Raw genomic sequence first — 18,931 nt, 5'->3', positions numbered from 1 at the left:
AATGAAATACACCCACTGAATGGTACCTCTACATACAACTATAATTCAGAGCACGTTACGCTGGAAAACACTCAAAGTGATTTCAAGACGCCACGTCTCGATTAATTTTACGACAGAGGGTGCCCAGAACACGGTATCTGGCGGATCTCACTTGACGCTGTTTATATTGTTCGTGTGATGCTTCGCCATTTCGGTTGGTCTGATAACTTTCTTCATCCTGTATCTGGATTTCGTAGGGAAAGTAAAAACGGCGCGGCCGACCGTCTGTGTCCCTTAGCTTAATCCGCTGGCGACAGGTAAACTGCAAAGCACGATAGCTATCACCACTAAAGACATTATCACTCATCCGCCCGACTTCCTTGGGGTATTCCATTTCCTGTAGATCCGCACTGACCTGTGCCAGATCATCAACCCCTTTCCAGCGTTCTTCGACCCAATCAACATCAATCAGACTATTTCGAGACCGTGATGGTTTGATATTGGCGAACATCACAACATTATGGTTCCGCAGGTAACAAAGAACCCGCAGCGCATCCAGCGGATAGCGCGTCACCATGCGGATACCGATCCAGTCAAAGATATCAGCAGCAACATTTTCAGCTTTGTGCAACAGCTTGAGCACAGCAGATTTTCGTGATTTTGACGCCCGGCTTTCATAGGAAACAAGCTCAATGTCACCAATAAAAATACCGTTGGACGTATAGCGAATATGCTGCTCAAACCGACTAAAAATCTGATCCTGAACCTGCCCGTGATAATGCTCGTTAAAAAAAGACCCACAGTGCGCATAGGTGTGCATGACACGTAATAAGGCACAGCTCCACCGCGAACGTTCTGTTGCTTCTGGCTCTGATACCCACATTAACAAGTGCAGGATGTTTTCCTGATTACGAACCAGTGATGGAATTTCCTCACCGTCTTCCAATAAGACATCTTCGATAAAATCAATAGATTCCTGACGTATAGCTTCAATTTCCTGTCGATCCTCTAACTGATCGTAATCATAGCCATAACAGTCCAGAAAAGCTTCTGCTTCTTCAAGCGAGGAAACCTGTAATCGCGGGGAATCTATAATGGATTGACCATTAAGCACCGTCTTCAACGATGCGCCAGCCCAGAGTTTGAGTTCTTCGTTCATTAAATCAGAATTTCCCAAATGGCTCGTTCACCTGAATAGCGCGCTCAGGCAAACGATTGGTGGGGTAAAAACAAACTGACTTCGCAAGCAAGCGGACACTCTGACAAATGAAAGCTAAATAAAGATTAAATTCGCCAGACAGAATAAAAGCCGTCTATTAAAACTGCCCAAGGTGATGAGACCATTATTTCCAACCAATAGAATACGCCTTGTTTTTAAAAAGCCATCCAAATTAAGAGGCATATTATATCTGATTTCGGAGATAATTTTATCAAGCTGGTAACAGATCAAAAGCTTGTGAATAATCAAGCTAGAAGCTCAGAATTTCCATTTTATTCCAAGACAAAAATAAGAACCACCAAAGAAGGTACGATAAAAGGAGTAACCTTAAAATCTAATCACAAACGCTGCTAATGTCCCGCGACAGGCACAACTAACTGATCATAACAACCTGATATCTACCAAGTATCTAAACTGAACCTCCTCCGACTAAAGTCGAAGGGTTCAGTGTAGTGAGCGCCTTTGGCGCAAGATTACATCTCTATCCGACTGAAGTCGGAGGATTTAACCAATATGTGAAATTAAAAGAAATTCATCTAAAGGCTGGTCCGTGTACCCACGCCACCAAAGCATAGCGTGTGCCTTTTGTCACTGGATGCACCTGATGCTGTAAAAAGCTAGAGAAGATCATGGCAGTTCCCTGATCTTTTGGGGCAGTCCAATCTTTGCCTTCGTTATCCACGCTCAATTCACCACCATTGTAACTTGCGCCGTGGCTTAACTGGATTGAGATGGATAATTTTCGGCTAACCGTGGAACCAGACGCACCGATATCCATATGTGCGCCATAGTGACCAGCTGGTGCTTTCGGATCTTCCGGTGCATCGTATCTGATCAGTTGCAGGCCTTCTTTAAAGTCTTTCAAATCAAACTGAAACCAGTCCTGATTAACCCTCGACACCAGTCCGGCAAGTTTTTTGAAAACCCAGGACGTTTCGTCCGTATCATCCAACCATAAATAGCTGCACTCACGAAGTGCGCTTTTAACCCCGCCAGCCAGCTTGGCATCGGCCACATCTGATGAAGCTTCAAACAAATCAATTAACTGCTGACACTCCCTGGGGGATAGTACTTTTTCCCTCACACAGGGACGAGTCATTTTCATGGTAACGATAGCTCACAAAATTTAACAAATGCACAATTCTGTTGTGGGTATATCAGTCATAAAATACAAGAGAAAAAATTTAAAAAGAAATTCTATAATTTTACGGATTTGTGCATCCTCTTCTGGGAAAGAATGATCTATTTCAGAGAGATAAGAACAAATCGCAACAACTTATGATTACAAATCAAAACATCATTTCAAACATAAGAACATAAAAATAATAACAAAGATCAACGGTGGCCAGCTAACTTATGATATGCTGCTCACGTTAACGACACATTAGTATTTTTCGCCTCAATATTAAGTCGTCAGGGGAATTAAATTAAATGAAAAAAATAGAACGGCGAACGTTTTTGAAAGGGGCTGCCGCCCTTTCAGCTGGCGGTATCGCGCTCAAAGGTATCACAGACAGCGGTTTCAGTTACGCACAGGAAGTCCAGGCCAGCACATCGCCGCTGGGGATTTCTGACGACCTGCGCAATCCGCCCGAATTACGATCTGTGGATGGTCAACTTCGGGCCCAGATATATATGAGCTATAACAAGGTTGAGCTGCCCAGTGGTACTGCGCTGTTACGAAACTTCAACAATAGCCTGCCCGGTCCGACATTGCGCATTGATCCCGGCGATACACTCGAACTCGCGTTTGAAAATCGCATGCCGGAAAATTCACCGGATCAACCAACCGAAGTGAACATTCCAAATCACTTCAACACCACAAACATGCACTATCACGGGTTTCACGTCAGTCCCAAAGGCAACAGCGACAACGTCTATCTGAATATCGAACCGGATCAGAAGTTTAACTATGTTGTTGAAATCCCTGATGATCACCCCGCGGGGAGTTACTGGTATCACCCACACCGCCACGGTTCTGTTTCAGCACAGGTAGCCTCAGGTGCTGCGGGCATGGCAGTGATCACAGGTACACTGGATGATGTCCCTGAAATCAAAGAGGCCGTGGAACGGGTTCTTGTCATTCAGGCCCCGATCCCCGGTGTCGATGGCATACTTGATGCCGAAGATCCAATCTGGCCACTTGATGCGGAACGCAACTTTCTGGTCAATGGCGAATACCAGCCCCGAATTTATATCCGCGAGGGCGAAGTTCAGCGTTGGCGTATTCTGCATGCTGGTGACGCTCAGTTCTTCCCCTTCAAAATGGACGAATTGGAAATTTACGAAATTGGTCGCGATGGTAACCCGTTGCCCAAGGCCCAGCGTCGAGAAGAAATTCATCTCGCCCCTGGCAATCGCGTTGATGTATTGGTCAAAGCTGTTAAGCCCGGTGCCTACGTCCTCCGCCGCCCGATGTTTGATCAGGGCAAAGCATCTTTACCACCAGTACATCTCGCCAATGTCTTTGTCATTCCCAAAGATGATCCTCGGATTCCGGCGGGCACTCCCTTTGGACGGGCCATTCCGCAAGGTGATCTGCCCAAAAACCAGATATTGACCGATATCACAGACGACGAATTGACAGGTCATCGCAAGATTGTTCTAGGCGTCGAAGATGTGAAGGGTTTCTTCCACGATACGCTCTTTACCATTAATGGAGAGCCATTTGACCCCAAGCGCGACGATGTGGTCTCCAAGGTTGGCGCTGTCGAAGAATGGACGTTAATCAACACAACGCCTTTTCCACACCCGATCCATATCCACGTAAACCCTTTTCAGGTGAGATCAATCAATGGTGTCCCTGATCCGGACAAACCGTGGATGGATACTATTGGGGTTCCTGCCGCAGGCTCTGTGACCTTCCGGACCCGTTTTCTGGATTTCTCTGGTCGCTATGTCATGCACTGCCACATTCTTCCCCACGAAGACACCGGCATGATGATTAATGTGAATATCGAAGCTTAGACCCGCGCAACGAACTGGATTACTGAAACATGACGAAATTACATACAATTTACGCCACCAGTGCCCTTTTGGTTGGTGGTATATTCCTTGGAAACACAGTGGTGGCAGATACTCCCGCTCCTACGCCTATCCCTGCATCAGGCTCACAATGCCTTTCCTGTCACGGTGAAGATGGCCGTCCGGCGCTGGCTGATGTGCCGATCATCGCCGGGCAACAGCCGATCTATCTGGCAAATGCATTGCGACATTATAAAAACGGACAGCGCACAGGTGGACAAGCGCTTGTCATGCAGGAAATGGTCAAAGACCTCACCGATAAAGATATTGAAGAACTCGCAAAATGGTTTGGAGAACAGAAATGAGAAAGTTCCTACTAAATACAGTTGCCACTCTGAATACAATTGTCCTGGCCACTCTTGTTACTCTGTCTCTTGCCGGATCTCTTACCAGCACCGTACAGGCTGATAGCACCGCCAGGGTAGATAACAACATCTATCTGACCTCCCCAGAGGGTGAGCAGCTGTTCCGCGATGCAGAAATTCTGACTGATTACCTAAAACTGGCGAGCTATCTGGAAAGTGAGCATATCCTGACTTTCTGTGGGCCAGCATCAATTGCCGGCGTCATGAATTCGCTGGATATCGAGCGCCCGCAACCACCGGAACTTTACCCTTGGCCTCTCTTTACCCAGGTCTCAATCTTCACCCCGGAGAACCAGAAGGTAAAATCCTATGCTATGGTTGAACACGAAGGACTGGAATTGCCGCAACTGGCCCAATTCTTCATTAATCTGGGGGCAAAAGCAGAGTTTAAACACGCTGATGACTTTGACGAAAACTGGCTGCGTGAAACCATTACCAAAACACTTGCCGATCCAAACAAGCGTTTTGTCGCCAACTATTCGCGCAAACCAATTGGTCAAGTTGGTGGCGGACATATATCACCTGTTGCGGCCTATGATGCCGATACAGATCGCGTGCTTGTTATGGATGTAGCCCGCTATAAATACCCACCAGTGTGGCTAACAATCGCCGAACTATATGGCGCGATGATGGACAAGGATTCCACATCGAACAGAGCGCGTGGTGCCGTCATCGTCAGTCAATAGATCCACCAGATCATCAAGGGCCTACATAAAAAAAGAAAGACCTCTATAGAGGTCGTCAGGAGAAGTCACATGAAACTAAGCAGACGCTCTTTACTGGCCTCTGCAGCGCTGATCCCCTTGGCAGGACAGGCACAGGCATTGAGCTTGGGGTCGGGTTCGCGGGTATTTGGCGAAGCAGTTCGTCAGATTGGCGGTGTCGTTGATATCGCCGATCACATGGTCCGTGCTGTCGAGACAGAATTCCTCGCCGTCTATGGACAAGACGCCATGAATACCTTTATCCAGATGGTTGACGGGCGCTCGATTACCGAGGCCCTGATCAACGCCAGCGATGAATTCAAGGAACAAACAAAGCTGATTGCCCGGGTTCTCTATACCGGCGAGGTCACCCGAACAGATGATAAGGGTAACAGTACAACAACTGTCCCGTACTATCCTTGGTCACTGGCCTGGTCATCTCTTGCTTTTGCAAAAGCACCCGGCATTTGCGGCGGGCCTAAATTTGGGCACTGGACACATGGTCCGCTTAAGGGAGGCGTGATGTAATGGCAAAAGAAAATAAAATGAACGCCGATGTGGTCATTATCGGTGCCGGTATGGCCGGAGCACACCTTGCCCGTTCTCTGCGCGAAAAAGGCATTGACGTCCTGATCCTGGAGGCTGGAGACAGGCGTCCGCGTGATGACTTCCTCAAAGTTTTCTATGAAAACCCGGTCAAGGGTCCTCAAGCCCCTTACCCAAGTATTCCTTCCGCACCACATCCCGAAGACAACAAGTACGCAGATTTTTATGTGCAGGACAAAGATACATTGAAAGAAAACCTCTTCATCGGGGCTTACTTACGTATCTTTGGCGGTACAACATGGCATTGGACAGGTTTCGCAGATCGTCTTCGTCCGGCAGATTTTCGCATGAAGAGCCTCTATGGCGTGGCCGAAGACTGGCCCATTGACTATGAACTTCTGGAACCCTATTACGAAATCGCAGAAAAGCGCTGGGGCGTTGCCGGTGATCCAAATCACGTCTGGGGCGCACCTAGAAAAACGCCTTACCAGATGCCGCCTATTCCCGAAACCTATCTGGATAAGCAAGTCACCAAGGCCCTTACCAAAATGGGTTTGCATTCGGCGATCTTCTCTCATGCCCGTAACTCTGTGATTTATGATAACCGTCCTGTTTGCTGTGGTAACAATACCTGTGTACCAATCTGCCCTATTGGGGCTAAATACGATGCATCTGTGGATGCACAGAAGGCAGAAGAAGAAGGCGCTCGTGTCGAGGTCAATGCCCTTGTGACCTTTATGGAAGTTGATAAAAATCAGAAAATCACACGCGTCAAGGTTCAAAAACCGGACGGATCAACCTTCTGGGTTGGCGGCAAGGCTTTTGCTCTTTGTGGTCACGCCATCGAAAACCCGAGACTTCTACTCAACTCAAAGCAAGAAACCGCAAGCAAAGGTGTTGCAAATTCTTCTGACTCTGTCGGGCGCTATCTACTGACCCAAGCCAATCAGGATACCACCGGATTCACCCCGGACCCTGTCTTCCCCTATCGCGGCCCACAACAGACATCTGGTCTAGTCGAGCGACGAGATGGTGAATTCAGAAGCAAGATGGCCGCCATTGGTACATCCTTTATGAATAACGGTTGGTCAGGGAACAGTGATGCCATCAACATGGCCCATGATCTTATTGATCAAGGCATTGTCGGTGCAGAGCTTTCAAAACAGATCAATGAAAAAGTTTCCCGCCACTTGCGCCTGAATTCTTCAGCAGAGGTCTTGCCGGATCGAAATAACCGGCTTGAGCTTTCTGATCAAATGGACACCGCAGGTATCCCCAAGCCCAAGATTACCTTCAAGATGGATGACTATACCAAAGAAGGCCTCAAGGTCGGTCTGGACATCAATCTGGAAGTCTTCAAGAACATGGGGGCGACAGAGGTCAAACACAACGATCCTTATCTGTCCAATGCCATCATTGGCGGCACAACGCGCATGGGAACCGACGTTAAAACCTCTGTGGTCAATGCTGATCTGGTTGCGCACGATCACGACAACCTTTATATCATTGGTTCCAGCAGTCATGTCACCACACCGGTGAATGCGCCATCGCTGACGATCGCGGCGCTCGCCATACGTGCGGCAGGACACATGGAAAAGAAACTGGCCCAAACCCCATAACGAACCCCATCGGGAAAAGAGTTTTCGGTGATAAACAGGAAGACAAGCCGAGCATATGTTCCGGGGTATATGTTCCGGGGCATGTATTTTCGGACATGTGCTTAGTGAAAAGGTGTTAACTTCATGAACAGGTTGTTTAGTGTTGTCAGCCTGGCAATTCTCTCTTTTGTCTTCCTCGGAAATGCATTGAAATCTGTTGTCACCTCAACAGTTTTTGTTTCCGAGGGCGAATTTGCCAGTTTCCTGAATATCTCTGTCGACAAAACCCAGATCCTCGTCGAACTGCTGATTGGTAGTTCCGTTATGGCACTGGCAGTCGCCCCTTTTTTGCTAACCCGTCAACGGGCACACAAGATAGCATCTGTCTCGGCCTTGGTGGCCGCAGGGTGTTACGCGGCCCTAGGCCTGACCATGACATTAGGGCCTGCACTCTTCGTTCGCGAGTTAATGGTAATCATTACCTTCGCACTGGGCGGGTTCTTTATCTCTTTCTTTGCCCCCATCGCACAACTTGCCATTAACGATGTGGATAATGAACATGAACGGGTTTTCCTGACCACGATCTGGACATCGGCACAACCTGTTGCCTTTCTCATTACACCACAGCTTGTAAAGTATGTGGCTCTGGATATTGGTACAGGGAATTACTTTCTGATTTTTGCGATCTTTCCAGTCATTTACCTCTTCTTGACCAAGACTGTCCTGAAATCATCCCCTACTCAAACAACGAACGCTTCGACAACCAACAGGGAAACCCTGTCGAGCGAGAAGATTGATTGGCAAACCATTGGTTTTATCATTGTTACTATTGCTGCCTTTGAGGCCTGGACCCTGTCCAATTCTCTTGCTGGCGTGATTTCGGCCATAAGCCTGTCTTTTATGGGGGCATTCTTTGTCATCGCGTTAATTGCCGGATTGCAACTCAAAAAGAAAAGACAGCAAAATGTCCTCAATAATATCGGGGATGAAAAACAACGAAAAGGCCTGCCCCCCACAGCAACCTTTTTACTTATCGGCCTCTTTATCCTGGAAGTTCCTTCGACAGGTTTCTTTGATGGTGCCTATCTTATCAGGCACCTCTGCGCCCCAACCCTGATCGAAGATCGGGCCTCTTTGGGGGCTGCATCCCAGATTGCGGCTGTTGCCCTTGGTGGAGCCCTCTTTGTTCGTTGGCCCCGTCTGATGCCCGTGTTATTACTATCAGGCATTCTACTCTTGCTCATCGGTTCACTCGGTTTTATTCGCTATCCAGACCTGCCCGTTGATGCATCTTTTTTCTACACTTCAAAAATGGTTGCTCAGGCAGGCATGGGACTGGTCACCACCGTCATCGTCGGCGTTGTTATGGCTGAATGTCGCGGTAATCCTGTGATGGCTTTGTTACCCGCACTGGTGATTATGTTTGGGACTGAATTTGGTCTCGAAATCCTCGAGATCGTGTACCAGGGCGCCAAGCTTTATGGCCTGCAGGAAGTCGAAGCCTACCGCGTTATCTTCTACGCACAGGTCATTGCTATCCTCATCGCCCTGATTCCTTGTATTGAGGGGCTTTATTTAAGACATAAATCACAGAAAACCATCGCTGTAATTTGAAAACACGATACCATAATCATCCATAAAAAAACGTGCCAGATAGAAAAACAGAATAGCACATGAGCAAAACTGATTCACCAATACTAGAGCAGCGTCGAATAGAGGCAAATATAATCAAGCCAATCTATGATGAGATGGTTGCCGAAATTGGTTCTAAGCGGGCAAAGTCAATTTTGAAGAATGCAATTGTTAAGAATGCGATTTCACACGGTAAAGCCTATGCAGAGGCCAAAGAAAAACCCACATCACTATTAAGTTTTCATGCTCTATTGCCACAGTGGATGGCAAATGGTGCGCTTGAGGTTGATATTCTTCAGGAAAATGAAAATAACGTCGATTATAACGTGACTCGCTGTCGCTTTGCTGAAATGTACACTGAAATGGGCTTAGGTGAAATCGGTCACATTTTATCCTGTAGCCGCGACGGAACTTTTTGTACAGGCTATGATCCGCAAATAAAGCTAAATCGCAGCCAAACCATTATGGAAGGCGCAAGTCATTGTGATTTTCGCTATCATTACAGTTCCAAAAAAGATTAAGCCCTGCACCAGAAAATTAGGTTTGGACCCAAGAGCTTACCAACATACAACTAGGCCTCAAACCAAAATTCAAAGCTTAATCATTTATCATCGAATATCTTGAACTTGTTATCTGGCGCTATCCACGCACAAGCAATGAAGCAATCCATAAGACGTCAACAAAAAAGAATTAAGTAAAACCGCGATAAAATTAAACGCTTCAATCAATACAAGACAACACCCATAAAAAAGGACGCCCTCATGGGCGCCCTTTATATAAATCAAAGTCTTAAGTTTCTTATTATACAGTGAAATCGATTTCAGTATCATCCAATACAACTTTGATCGTGTCTCCTAGGGAGACGTTCTCAAGAATAGCGATTTCTTTATAGGAAGTACCACCATCAGTACTAACGCTGACATGTGTATGACCATCCGTCCCAATACTTGTCTGGATAAAGTCTGCAATATCGTCAGCACCATCGGTGAATGAAACAAGATCACTAACATCCAGCACATCACCCTCTCCTGACATATAGTCTTTAATAACGTCAACATCGGTTCCAACGACATGGCCAGCAAAGTCAAAGATATCTTTACCTGATCCACCAACCAAAATATCACTACCAGCACCACCGATGAGAATATCATCCCCGCCGTTACCAATAAGAGTATCGTCACCAGCATTACCAATCAAAGTATCTGCTCCAGCACCACCGATAAGGATTTCATCCACATCGCCAGCAGCACCTTCAACAGTATCGCCGCCCTGTACATCAACAGAAACAGTCGCAACATCTGTATCAATGTTGTCACTTACTGTGTAATCAAAGCTCGAATCAACAAGTGCAGTGCTGTCAATATTTAGTTCAATATCATAATCGCGGGAACGATTACCTTCACTATCAAGATCATCACTAGAAGCAACATCGATATAGTACGTTCCACCATTTACAGAGGTAAATGGTGAGCTTGCATCAAAAGAAATCTCGGTACCATTTTCCGCAAACAGTTTAACTGTGAGCATTCCACTAGCATCAGTAAAGCTTGCAAGAGATAGGATTTCCCCAGCCATCAGATGGACAACGTAAGCATCTTTATCTAAAGCCTGCCTTTCTCTAATGCTGCCATTACGTCTTTTATCAAAGTCAGCAGCATCTCGTATTTCGCCAGACACATCAATTTTATGCACCACCTTATCAGCAGGCTGGCTAAGATCTCGTATCCAGTCTCCCCGATCAAGATCGGTTGCAATGTTGAGGTTATCCGGATTTAAGTCATGATCACTATTCAACTCAAATTTAACGATACCGTCAAACGGACCAAATCTCCAATAGGTATGTCCATCTATACCACTGGCTATTTCTATCGCTTTTCCATCAGCTCCTGCTTGGTCAAAGCCAAGGAAATCAACATCCTGCTCAAACGTAACCGTCTTCGCGCTACTCTCGTGCGAAACAGTCGCATGAACCGGGTTGCTGACATCATCGACAATCAATGCATCACCATCAATATCAGTATCATTCTGCGTCAATGCCCAATCCGGAATATCAACCGGACCAGCAACATTTGTCAGGACGATATCATCAACAGCAACGGGCGCATCATTTGTGCCAGTAATCTTGATTTTCAATTCTGCAGTAGAAGTATCGCCATCACCATCTTCAATCTCATAGCTAAAGGTATCATAAACGACTTCACCTTCGGCAAGCGCCTGAACATTATCTGCCGCATTATTCAGGTTGTATGTGTATTGACCATCAGCACCAATGGTAACAGACCCATAAATACCAACCAGTTCTGAAGTTGTTGTAACGACAGCACCATCCGCACCGATAGTATCATTATCCAAGACATTACCAATAGCAACTAGATCACTATCTTCCTGTACAGCGTCAGCATCGTTATTATCTGCGACCGCAATTGATTGATCATCTTCGATGATGATCTCAAGTGCGCTGATATCCTGATCACCATCACCATCAATCGTTTCATAACGGAAACTTAGTGTCACAGGATCAAATTGACCACCACCAGTATCAGGATGATCAATTGCCCCTTGAAGCTCAATTCTATAATCACCAGTCGTTTTGTTAATCGTAACAGTAACGATTTCCTGTTCACCAACTTTACCAACAAGAACTATGTTGACGCCATCATCTGCCGCGTCCCCAAAAACAACAGGAACACCACCTGAGGTGAGGGTTTGCCCATCTGGACGACCATCTTCCGAGTCTTCCCAGGAATCAAACCAGATATCAGTAACGGATCCACCATCAGCACCCAGACCAAGCACCAATTTACCAGTGATAAACGAGTTATTATCAATGCTATCAACTAAGGTTGCTTCATCAATAAAGACATTTCGATCAGCAAAAACGCTTTTCGAATCAACTTCATCATCTTCAATAACGACATTCAGATCAGCAGAGGCAATATCCCCATCGCCATCAGTTACAGTATATTCGAACCGCAATGTGATTGGATCATAGTCATTGCTGTGTGACTGACCATCAGGAATGGCGTCATGTTCTCTATCATAAGAAATATCAGGATGGTCAACAGGACCAAGCTGTGTCACCGAGTATTCACCAGTCTTCTGATTGATGACCACCTTGATCACATCCTGACCATTTGCAGATCCAGTATAGATCAGTTCATCGCCAACAACCTCGGAAGCAAAGACAACAGCTACTTTCCCGGAATAAAGAATAGAACCAGAAGGATCATTATCTTCTGTATCAGTCCAACCTTTGAATTCAATACCGGTAACAGATCCACCGTCAGCACCAAAATCAATGTCCAGTGTATCACTTACCGTGCTGTTATTCGGATTATTGTCATCCAGACGCTTTTCTTTGATAAGACCAGCGTATTCATCGGTGACAACAGGTGTGTCATCATCAACAGATACAGAAAGTGTTCCATCCACAGTATCTTTGTCACCATCGGTCACACGATAGTTAAAGACAAATTCAACGTTGTTTTCGTCAGAGCCTTCTGGATGCTTGATCGGATTAAGCTGAGTGACGGTATAGTTACCAGATGTTGTGTCATCCAGTGTGATGCTCATCACAGCAACATCACCCTGCTTAACAGTCAGAACAGTGCCATCGCTATTGACTTCATAGATAAAGCCAGCCGGTGCTACGCCTGTATCAAGCAGAAGTGTTGTTGCGCCTTCTTCGTCGGCACCGTAATTGTGGCTTAATGTACCAGTCGTATTCGCTGGAGCATCATCATCAACACCACCCGGATTACCATCAACACCCGGAACATCGTCATCATCAATAACGATCTTGGCATTCTCAGCATCAATTGTCGGACCATCGTCGCGGAACTGGATACGTAGGCGCGCAGTATCACTTTGATCACCTTCGTCATCAGTTACGAAATATTTCAGATCTAGATTGATAGATTCATTGTGACTGTTTTCATTTGGATGCTCGAGGCTCTCATACTGTTCCACATACATGTGGATTGCATTGTTCTCATTAACCAAGTCGGAAGAGATCGTTGCTGATAGAACCACAGTCCCACCAGTCAGCTCTCCATCTTCACCAATCACAGGGTTAATAACGCCAAATACGACTGATGAATCAGCACTGGAAGTGAAGAGATAGATATCTTCGCCAGCAGTTGTGTTTAATCCAGAATCTTGTGTTCCATCGTAAGCAAAGAATTGAATGCTTTCCTGGCCATCCTGATCCGCTGGATTTGCATCTGTTGTACCATCGCTTTCCATATCAATGCGATTTTTATCTTTACGATAACCGGAACTAACAACATCTCCAACTTTGAGGCCCGCGGCAATAAGAGCAGCAGAAACTTTATCCTGTCCCTCAGTTACACGTGCTTCGTATTTACTATTTTCAACACGTTTTTCAGCGTTGGTCTGAAGCCCTTCAGTTTCATCCAAATGAATGAATGTATTTTTAACAGTTGGGATATCTTCGGCAATACTGACAGTATAAGCTGTTGAGCTTTCCGCATGATTATTGGCATCTTTCGGCTCAACGCCTGAATCAGGTGTGCCGGTTTCATAGGCGTTCGCCACAATACCGATTGATGCATCACCACCATCATGCGCTGTACCGTCATCCCAGCGTGAAGATGTCCAGTCCTGTGGATTAAACGAAAGATCCAGATCAACATCAGCACCAAGGGACGTCACGTCGATTGTGATGCTATAGGTTGTTTTCAGTGAAGAATCACCCGGAGTTATTCCCTCCTCAACCTTATATGTCGCACCATCCGGTAGATTAAAATCAGGTATCCAGTCAGACGGAATATCGTTGAGAACAATTGTATGCGTTTCTGAACCATCATTATCGGCAAAGCTGACTTCAACAGGAATGGTTACAGTTGCTTCCTCATCAAGGCTAACAGTCGGTGTGATCTCTTCATTAATCGCCGAAGGTGTATCCGCCACAGCATCGATGACAATCTTCATTGCATCAGTTGCTGTTGTTGTCTGGCTGGCTCCACCGTCATCATCATATTCAGTGGTTTCAACCACAACATCCATGCGGAAATCATCATCCGTATGTTGCGGAAGCTTCACAGATACAACATCACCCAAAGCAATATTCTGTGCACCTGTCCCAGAGGAAAGCGTGAGTGTTAGCTCTGATCCGACAATAGCAACGGTATAAACCGACCCATCAATGGTGACTGTTGACCCATCAGGAGTATCCGTTGCAACAACAAACTCGGTTCCATCAGGCGCCCCCGTCAGCGTCAGTTTAACCGCCGTGATCGCTTCAGAGTTGTCGTCATCGTTAGATGGCGTTGGATCGTTTGTATCCTGCCCCTTACCATCTTCAGTATGAAGGTTGAAGTTAGCGCCAATAACCAATGGGCCAGTTTCTGCGCCCTGGTCTGCGGTATCCGGGTCACCATCTTCCGCAAAGACATATGTTGGGATACCAGGTGCGATGGAAATCTGTGAATTTACAGAATAAGTACCGCCATCATTGGTATCAGGTGATGCACCAGTGTTATACAGGCTCAACAGAACCGGACCACTACTTTCCGCAGTAAAGGTCAGGGTACCATCTGCTTCGTTAAAGACGCTGCCTGTAACTGGATTACCATAAGCATCAACAATCGCTGCCATGGGTGTGCCATTGCCACTGACTTTAACGGTAATAGTTTCACCTTCTTGCAGTTCAATTTTCACATCATCGCGGAATTTCGCATTACGATCATAATCAAGGACTTTAACCTTAAGGTTTAACTCACCAGCATTTTCGCTTTTGTTAAAGAAGAAACGCTCACGGTCAATCGGCATAGCATTGTTTCCATAGCCAATGTCACGTTTTTCAACAATAGTCTCTAAGCTATCTGCAACAAAGCCAAGGTTGGAAAGACCGCAATATTCATCACCGTCAAACGCTTCGTGTTCAATTCTTGCAGTTCCGACAACGCCTTCAACGACAACATCAATTTTGATTTCATGGGTGCAGTCTTCATGCCTGACTTCACCTTCAGGGTTGACTTCGGACGTTGTAACGTCAATCGAAATTTGGAAATCAGTACTATCATCAATTGGTAATTGGATACCAATTTCATCTGTTATTGAGATATCTTTGCCAACGTGTGCGGCATCAGCTTCTTCAGAGAAAGAAAGAACAAGATTTCCGTCCTCGTCAATTGTGGCAACTGCATCAAAACCATCAATTTTAACAATATAGTTACCAGATTCAGCAGCAATCGCATCAGCAATATTTACTGCAGGATCAACAGAGGTGTTTACCCAGACACCATCACTGACACCTTTATTGATAACAATCCGGGTTACGGCTTCTGAACCGTCATCATCAGTCAAGTCTGCATCAACCCGGACCTGAACAGTCAACGGCGTTTCATTTGTCGCACCAGCACCATGATCTGATATAGCTGATTCGGCGTCTTCACTGTATGTTAAGACAACATTTCCGTCTTTGTTAAATTCAACCGATTTCAGACCTTCGTCATCAACAAGTTCATCTGGCCCTGAAATATAGCCATTTGACAACTCGGCACCATCAGCCACAGCTTCAATATTTACGTGTAATGTACCTTTGGCTGTAGTTTCGTTGTTTGTTGTCAACAACTCTTCATCTTGGGCATTATCACGTGTTGTTACACCATAATTTATATCAAAATCATGATCACTGTGTTGAGAAACACGAACAGAAAGTGCTGTTTCGCTGTCTGCGCTCAGGTCAACTGACCAAACACGGATACCTTCATTACCAACGATCTCACCTTCACTGTCAAAATCAAAGTTTAGGGATAACGTACCATCTTCACCAAAGAGAACCTGCGCATTCACAAATCCACTGTGAACAATTGGCTTACCAGCACCATCAACAACAACATTGCCATCAGCATCCAGATCGACCCAGGTTCCCATAATCTTGATGATTGCGCCGTCAACAAGCATAACCGATTCGGTTTTATCAGCCACTACAGCTTTGGCAGTCGGGATATCATCAGTTGGCGTGTCATTATCCGGTTCACTAACAGGCTGATTAATCCAAAGCTGAGCATCACCACGTTCAAGACTAGATCCATCTGCCTCAAGGCCAAGTGCACGGGGATCTTCTTCACCAAGCAACTGGTCAACAAGACCGATATTAATAACAGTTAACTCTTCGGAACCATCACGATCTTCACCAATAGAAGCATTAAATCCAATTGGATAGATAGGCTCTCCATCCACATAACATACTTCATTATCAATAGAATCTGATTTCCGCTCTTCATTATCGTTTGAATTATCAGAACCAGAATCCTTCACAGGCGTTGCATTATCTTCGGCAAATGTAACTGTCGCACCGATATCATCACAAGGTGCCTCGGTCACATGCGGGTCATTTGCACGGCCACTAGACATTCCCTCACTGACAAGCGATGGATTAATTTCATCAAGAACATTACCATCACTATCAATTGGTTTGCCGTTTACGTTAAATCGTTGAGCAACAATACCAGCCTCTTTGCCCTGGGCCTGCCAAACAACAACGAAACCACCATTATCCAGGCTACTAACATGCGGATCACCAACACTGCCCGCGAAAACACCTAGATCTATTGTGACCGTTTCAACCAGATCGTTATTCTGATCATACACTTTCACTTGAATGTCATGATCTTTTTCGGCTTCAGGATCTCTATCTCTTTTATCTTCAGGATCTCTCGGCACATCATCAGAATCAGTTGACACGCCATAGACAACAGCAAACCCACCATTACCCAAACTTGTTACTTCGACATTCGAGTAATTAACATCTGGTTCATCAATGTTGATTGAAACAGGCGCAGGAGAAGAACCATCTGAATCAGCTGAAAAACGGCGTATTTCAACAGAATTACCGTCTCCATCTGTTTTCGACCAAGCAAGAATGAACCCCCCATCTGCCGTAGCTGTAACATCCGGCTTACTGTCAGCATTTTCAGGGGTCTCAATACGGACAGGACCGCTATCGCTGACAGGATTCCCGCTGGCATCAAAGCGCTGCAGATACACATCAGAATCAGTAGCATTCAGGTCGTCGTAGGAACCACCAGTTTCCCCAGTCCAGGCGACAACAAATCCACCACCGGAAAGCCCCGTAATACTTGGTTCCCCAATAGCTTCATATCCATCCGGCTGCGCTATATTTATCTTAATTTCTTCTGCGTTATTATATTGATAGATTTTGACAATCAGACTGTCATTTAGTGACGTTGACTGGTTATCATTCAGCTCTTCATCTCGGCTGCTGTGTTTAACGTCATGAAAACTATTCCGATCCACCCACACAGTAGCAAATCCGCCATCTGAAAGGGCAGCGACATCTGGATAAGCATCACCAAAAATGTCCACATTATCGACGATAAATGTCTCTCCTTTTGGATCGCCATCAACGCCAAAAACCTGAGCTTTAATCTGGTATGCGGCACCTCCGCCACTTGAATAATCGTGCCAAACAGCCACAAATCCACCGTTTGCCAATGTCTCTATTGACGGATCAGCCATGTAGGGAGCACGATTATCAATCAAAACATTATCAGCATCATCTGCATCAAATTCAGCGGCAACCAGATGACCACGATACCGAGCACCCCAAATCGTCACAAAGTCACCAACTTCACTCTGCGGACCTTCATCAGAATCGTCAATATTCAACACTGCTTTATCAACAACAGCATCAATTGTTGCTGTCGCGCCAGCTGTGATGGTTGCACTATTGCCAGAATCTTTATCAAAGATTGTCGCCGCAAATTCCAGTGGGATATCTGCATCGCTGTTCTCCGGCGGTAACAGGAAGATACCCTCTGCCAACTGCGCAGAGGTCAAGGTGATGCTTCCCCCTACAAGTGCTTCAGCTGCTGACGGATCGAAATCACCATTGGCATCAACTGGATTTCCAATAAAGAACAGTGCTCCTTCGGGAATACCGGAAATGGTGAGATCAACAAGATCTTCGTTATCAGCTGGGACAAATTCGACAAGAATCTGCATGGGAGAATGACCGTCATCACAATCATCCTGACGATGATCCCAGTCCTCAAAACCGCCACCAAAGACCTGACCATCAATTTCTGTACCGAAAATTTCTGTCTCAAATGAAATGTTTAAAATGCCCTCGGCCGGATCCAGTATATCACCGCCATCAGCAAGTAAGCTGCTTTCCAAGCCGGTTCCATCAAGTCCCTCTTGCGCCTGTAGCAAATCAATCAGATCACCCAGGTTATCATTGTAAACACTACCGCCACCACCTTGTGGGCCAGCGCCTGCCCCAGCTGCGGTTTCCAGCGTCTCGCCTTCGGCCAGGGCCTGCGCCTGACCAATCAAAAGACCAGAGGAAAGTTCGACACCACCAATAACAAGAACAGGAGCATCAGCCCCTTGAGCATTTTCAACCAGATTCTGGAATACGATACGACTATCGGCACTACCGTCGCCATTACTGTCAAAGGTCAGAACAAAGTCATTACCTTCCAATACCGGGGTTGCTGACGTTGCATCAAAGCTCAGGGTTACTGTCTGGCCTTTTTCTAGAGAGATCGTCCTGGTTTCGCCAGCTGCCGGAGCTGTAATCTCCAGAGCAGAAGAAGCCTGCCCGACCAAAAGATCATTTACTTCTTCTCCAGAAACAGTTTCATTATCTGTTTTCGTAAAACCATCAGTCATGTCAATTAGGACCCCTATCCCAAATATTTGTCAGAACGAGTTATTGTGGATTAACCAGAGTTGCTCGCCAAAAGGAAAAATTCATTAATAATGTAATAATATTGCCGACAAATATACATATACCGGGAAAAATCACAACCAGGATGTACAAAAAAACTACACTAATATGTATGATTTTATCATTTAAATCACAATTTA

10 protein-coding genes are annotated in these 18,931 nt (G+C 45.8%); 7 read left to right on the top strand and 3 right to left on the bottom strand.

The annotated features are described in order from the left end of the window. Positions 1 to 82: 82 nt before the first annotated feature. On the bottom strand, positions 83 to 1,138 hold the full coding sequence (locus D9A03_RS10750; protein WP_120497179.1) for a TIGR04552 family protein: 1,056 nt from the start codon (positions 1,136 to 1,138) through the stop codon (positions 83 to 85). 592 nt (positions 1,139 to 1,730) lie between these two features. Continuing rightward, positions 1,731 to 2,303, bottom strand: coding sequence for a 2OG-Fe(II) oxygenase (locus tag D9A03_RS10740; protein WP_120497177.1), 573 nt, complete (start codon positions 2,301 to 2,303; stop codon positions 1,731 to 1,733). Positions 2,304 to 2,629: 326 nt separating this feature from the next. Here D9A03_RS10740 and D9A03_RS10735 point away from each other — a divergent pair, with 326 nt between their 5' ends. The 7 genes from D9A03_RS10735 (at position 2,630) to D9A03_RS10705 (ending at position 9,588) form a co-directional block, all read left to right on the top strand. Continuing rightward, positions 2,630 to 4,165 carry a multicopper oxidase family protein gene (locus tag D9A03_RS10735; protein WP_120497176.1) on the top strand — a complete coding sequence of 512 codons (1,536 nt, stop codon included), beginning with the start codon at positions 2,630 to 2,632 and terminating at the stop codon, positions 4,163 to 4,165. Positions 4,166 to 4,194: 29 nt separating this feature from the next. Beyond that, positions 4,195 to 4,527: a c-type cytochrome gene (locus tag D9A03_RS10730; RefSeq protein ID WP_120497175.1), complete on the top strand. Its 333-nt coding sequence runs from the start codon at positions 4,195 to 4,197 to the stop codon at positions 4,525 to 4,527. Continuing rightward, a complete protein-coding gene (locus tag D9A03_RS10725) occupies positions 4,524 to 5,273 on the top strand; it encodes a phytochelatin synthase family protein (protein WP_120497174.1) in 750 nt (249 codons plus the stop codon). The genes D9A03_RS10730 and D9A03_RS10725 overlap by 4 nt, the downstream gene beginning before the upstream one ends. A 69-nt stretch (positions 5,274 to 5,342) precedes the next feature. Beyond that, positions 5,343 to 5,819 (top strand): hypothetical protein, encoded by a 477-nt coding sequence (locus tag D9A03_RS10720; RefSeq protein ID WP_120497173.1) that lies wholly within the window; start codon positions 5,343 to 5,345, stop codon positions 5,817 to 5,819. Then, the gene (locus tag D9A03_RS10715) at positions 5,819 to 7,456 is read left to right on the top strand and encodes a GMC oxidoreductase (protein ID WP_120497172.1); all 1,638 of its coding nucleotides are present in this window, start codon (positions 5,819 to 5,821) and stop codon (positions 7,454 to 7,456) included. Before D9A03_RS10720 ends, D9A03_RS10715 begins: the two co-directional genes overlap by 1 nt. A gap of 123 nt (positions 7,457 to 7,579) precedes the next feature. Continuing rightward, positions 7,580 to 9,049 (top strand): hypothetical protein, encoded by a 1,470-nt coding sequence (locus D9A03_RS10710; RefSeq protein WP_120497171.1) that lies wholly within the window; start codon positions 7,580 to 7,582, stop codon positions 9,047 to 9,049. A gap of 59 nt (positions 9,050 to 9,108) precedes the next feature. Next, complete coding sequence (locus D9A03_RS10705) at positions 9,109 to 9,588, top strand: L-2-amino-thiazoline-4-carboxylic acid hydrolase (RefSeq protein WP_120497170.1); 480 nt, start codon at positions 9,109 to 9,111, stop codon at positions 9,586 to 9,588. Positions 9,589 to 9,868: 280 nt separating this feature from the next. Here D9A03_RS10705 and D9A03_RS10700 read toward each other — a convergent pair whose 3' ends face one another. After that, entirely contained in the window at positions 9,869 to 18,733 is an 8,865-nt protein-coding gene (locus D9A03_RS10700) for a DUF5801 repeats-in-toxin domain-containing protein (RefSeq protein ID WP_120497169.1), read from the bottom strand. Positions 18,734 to 18,931: the final 198 nt, after the last annotated feature.

This window comes from Kiloniella sp. EL199, assembly GCF_900313065.1.
Classification (GTDB): domain Bacteria; phylum Pseudomonadota; class Alphaproteobacteria; order Kiloniellales; family Kiloniellaceae; genus Kiloniella.
The sequence above is the reverse complement of the archived record's forward strand: the minus strand, read 5'-3'. Positions and strand labels throughout refer to the sequence as shown.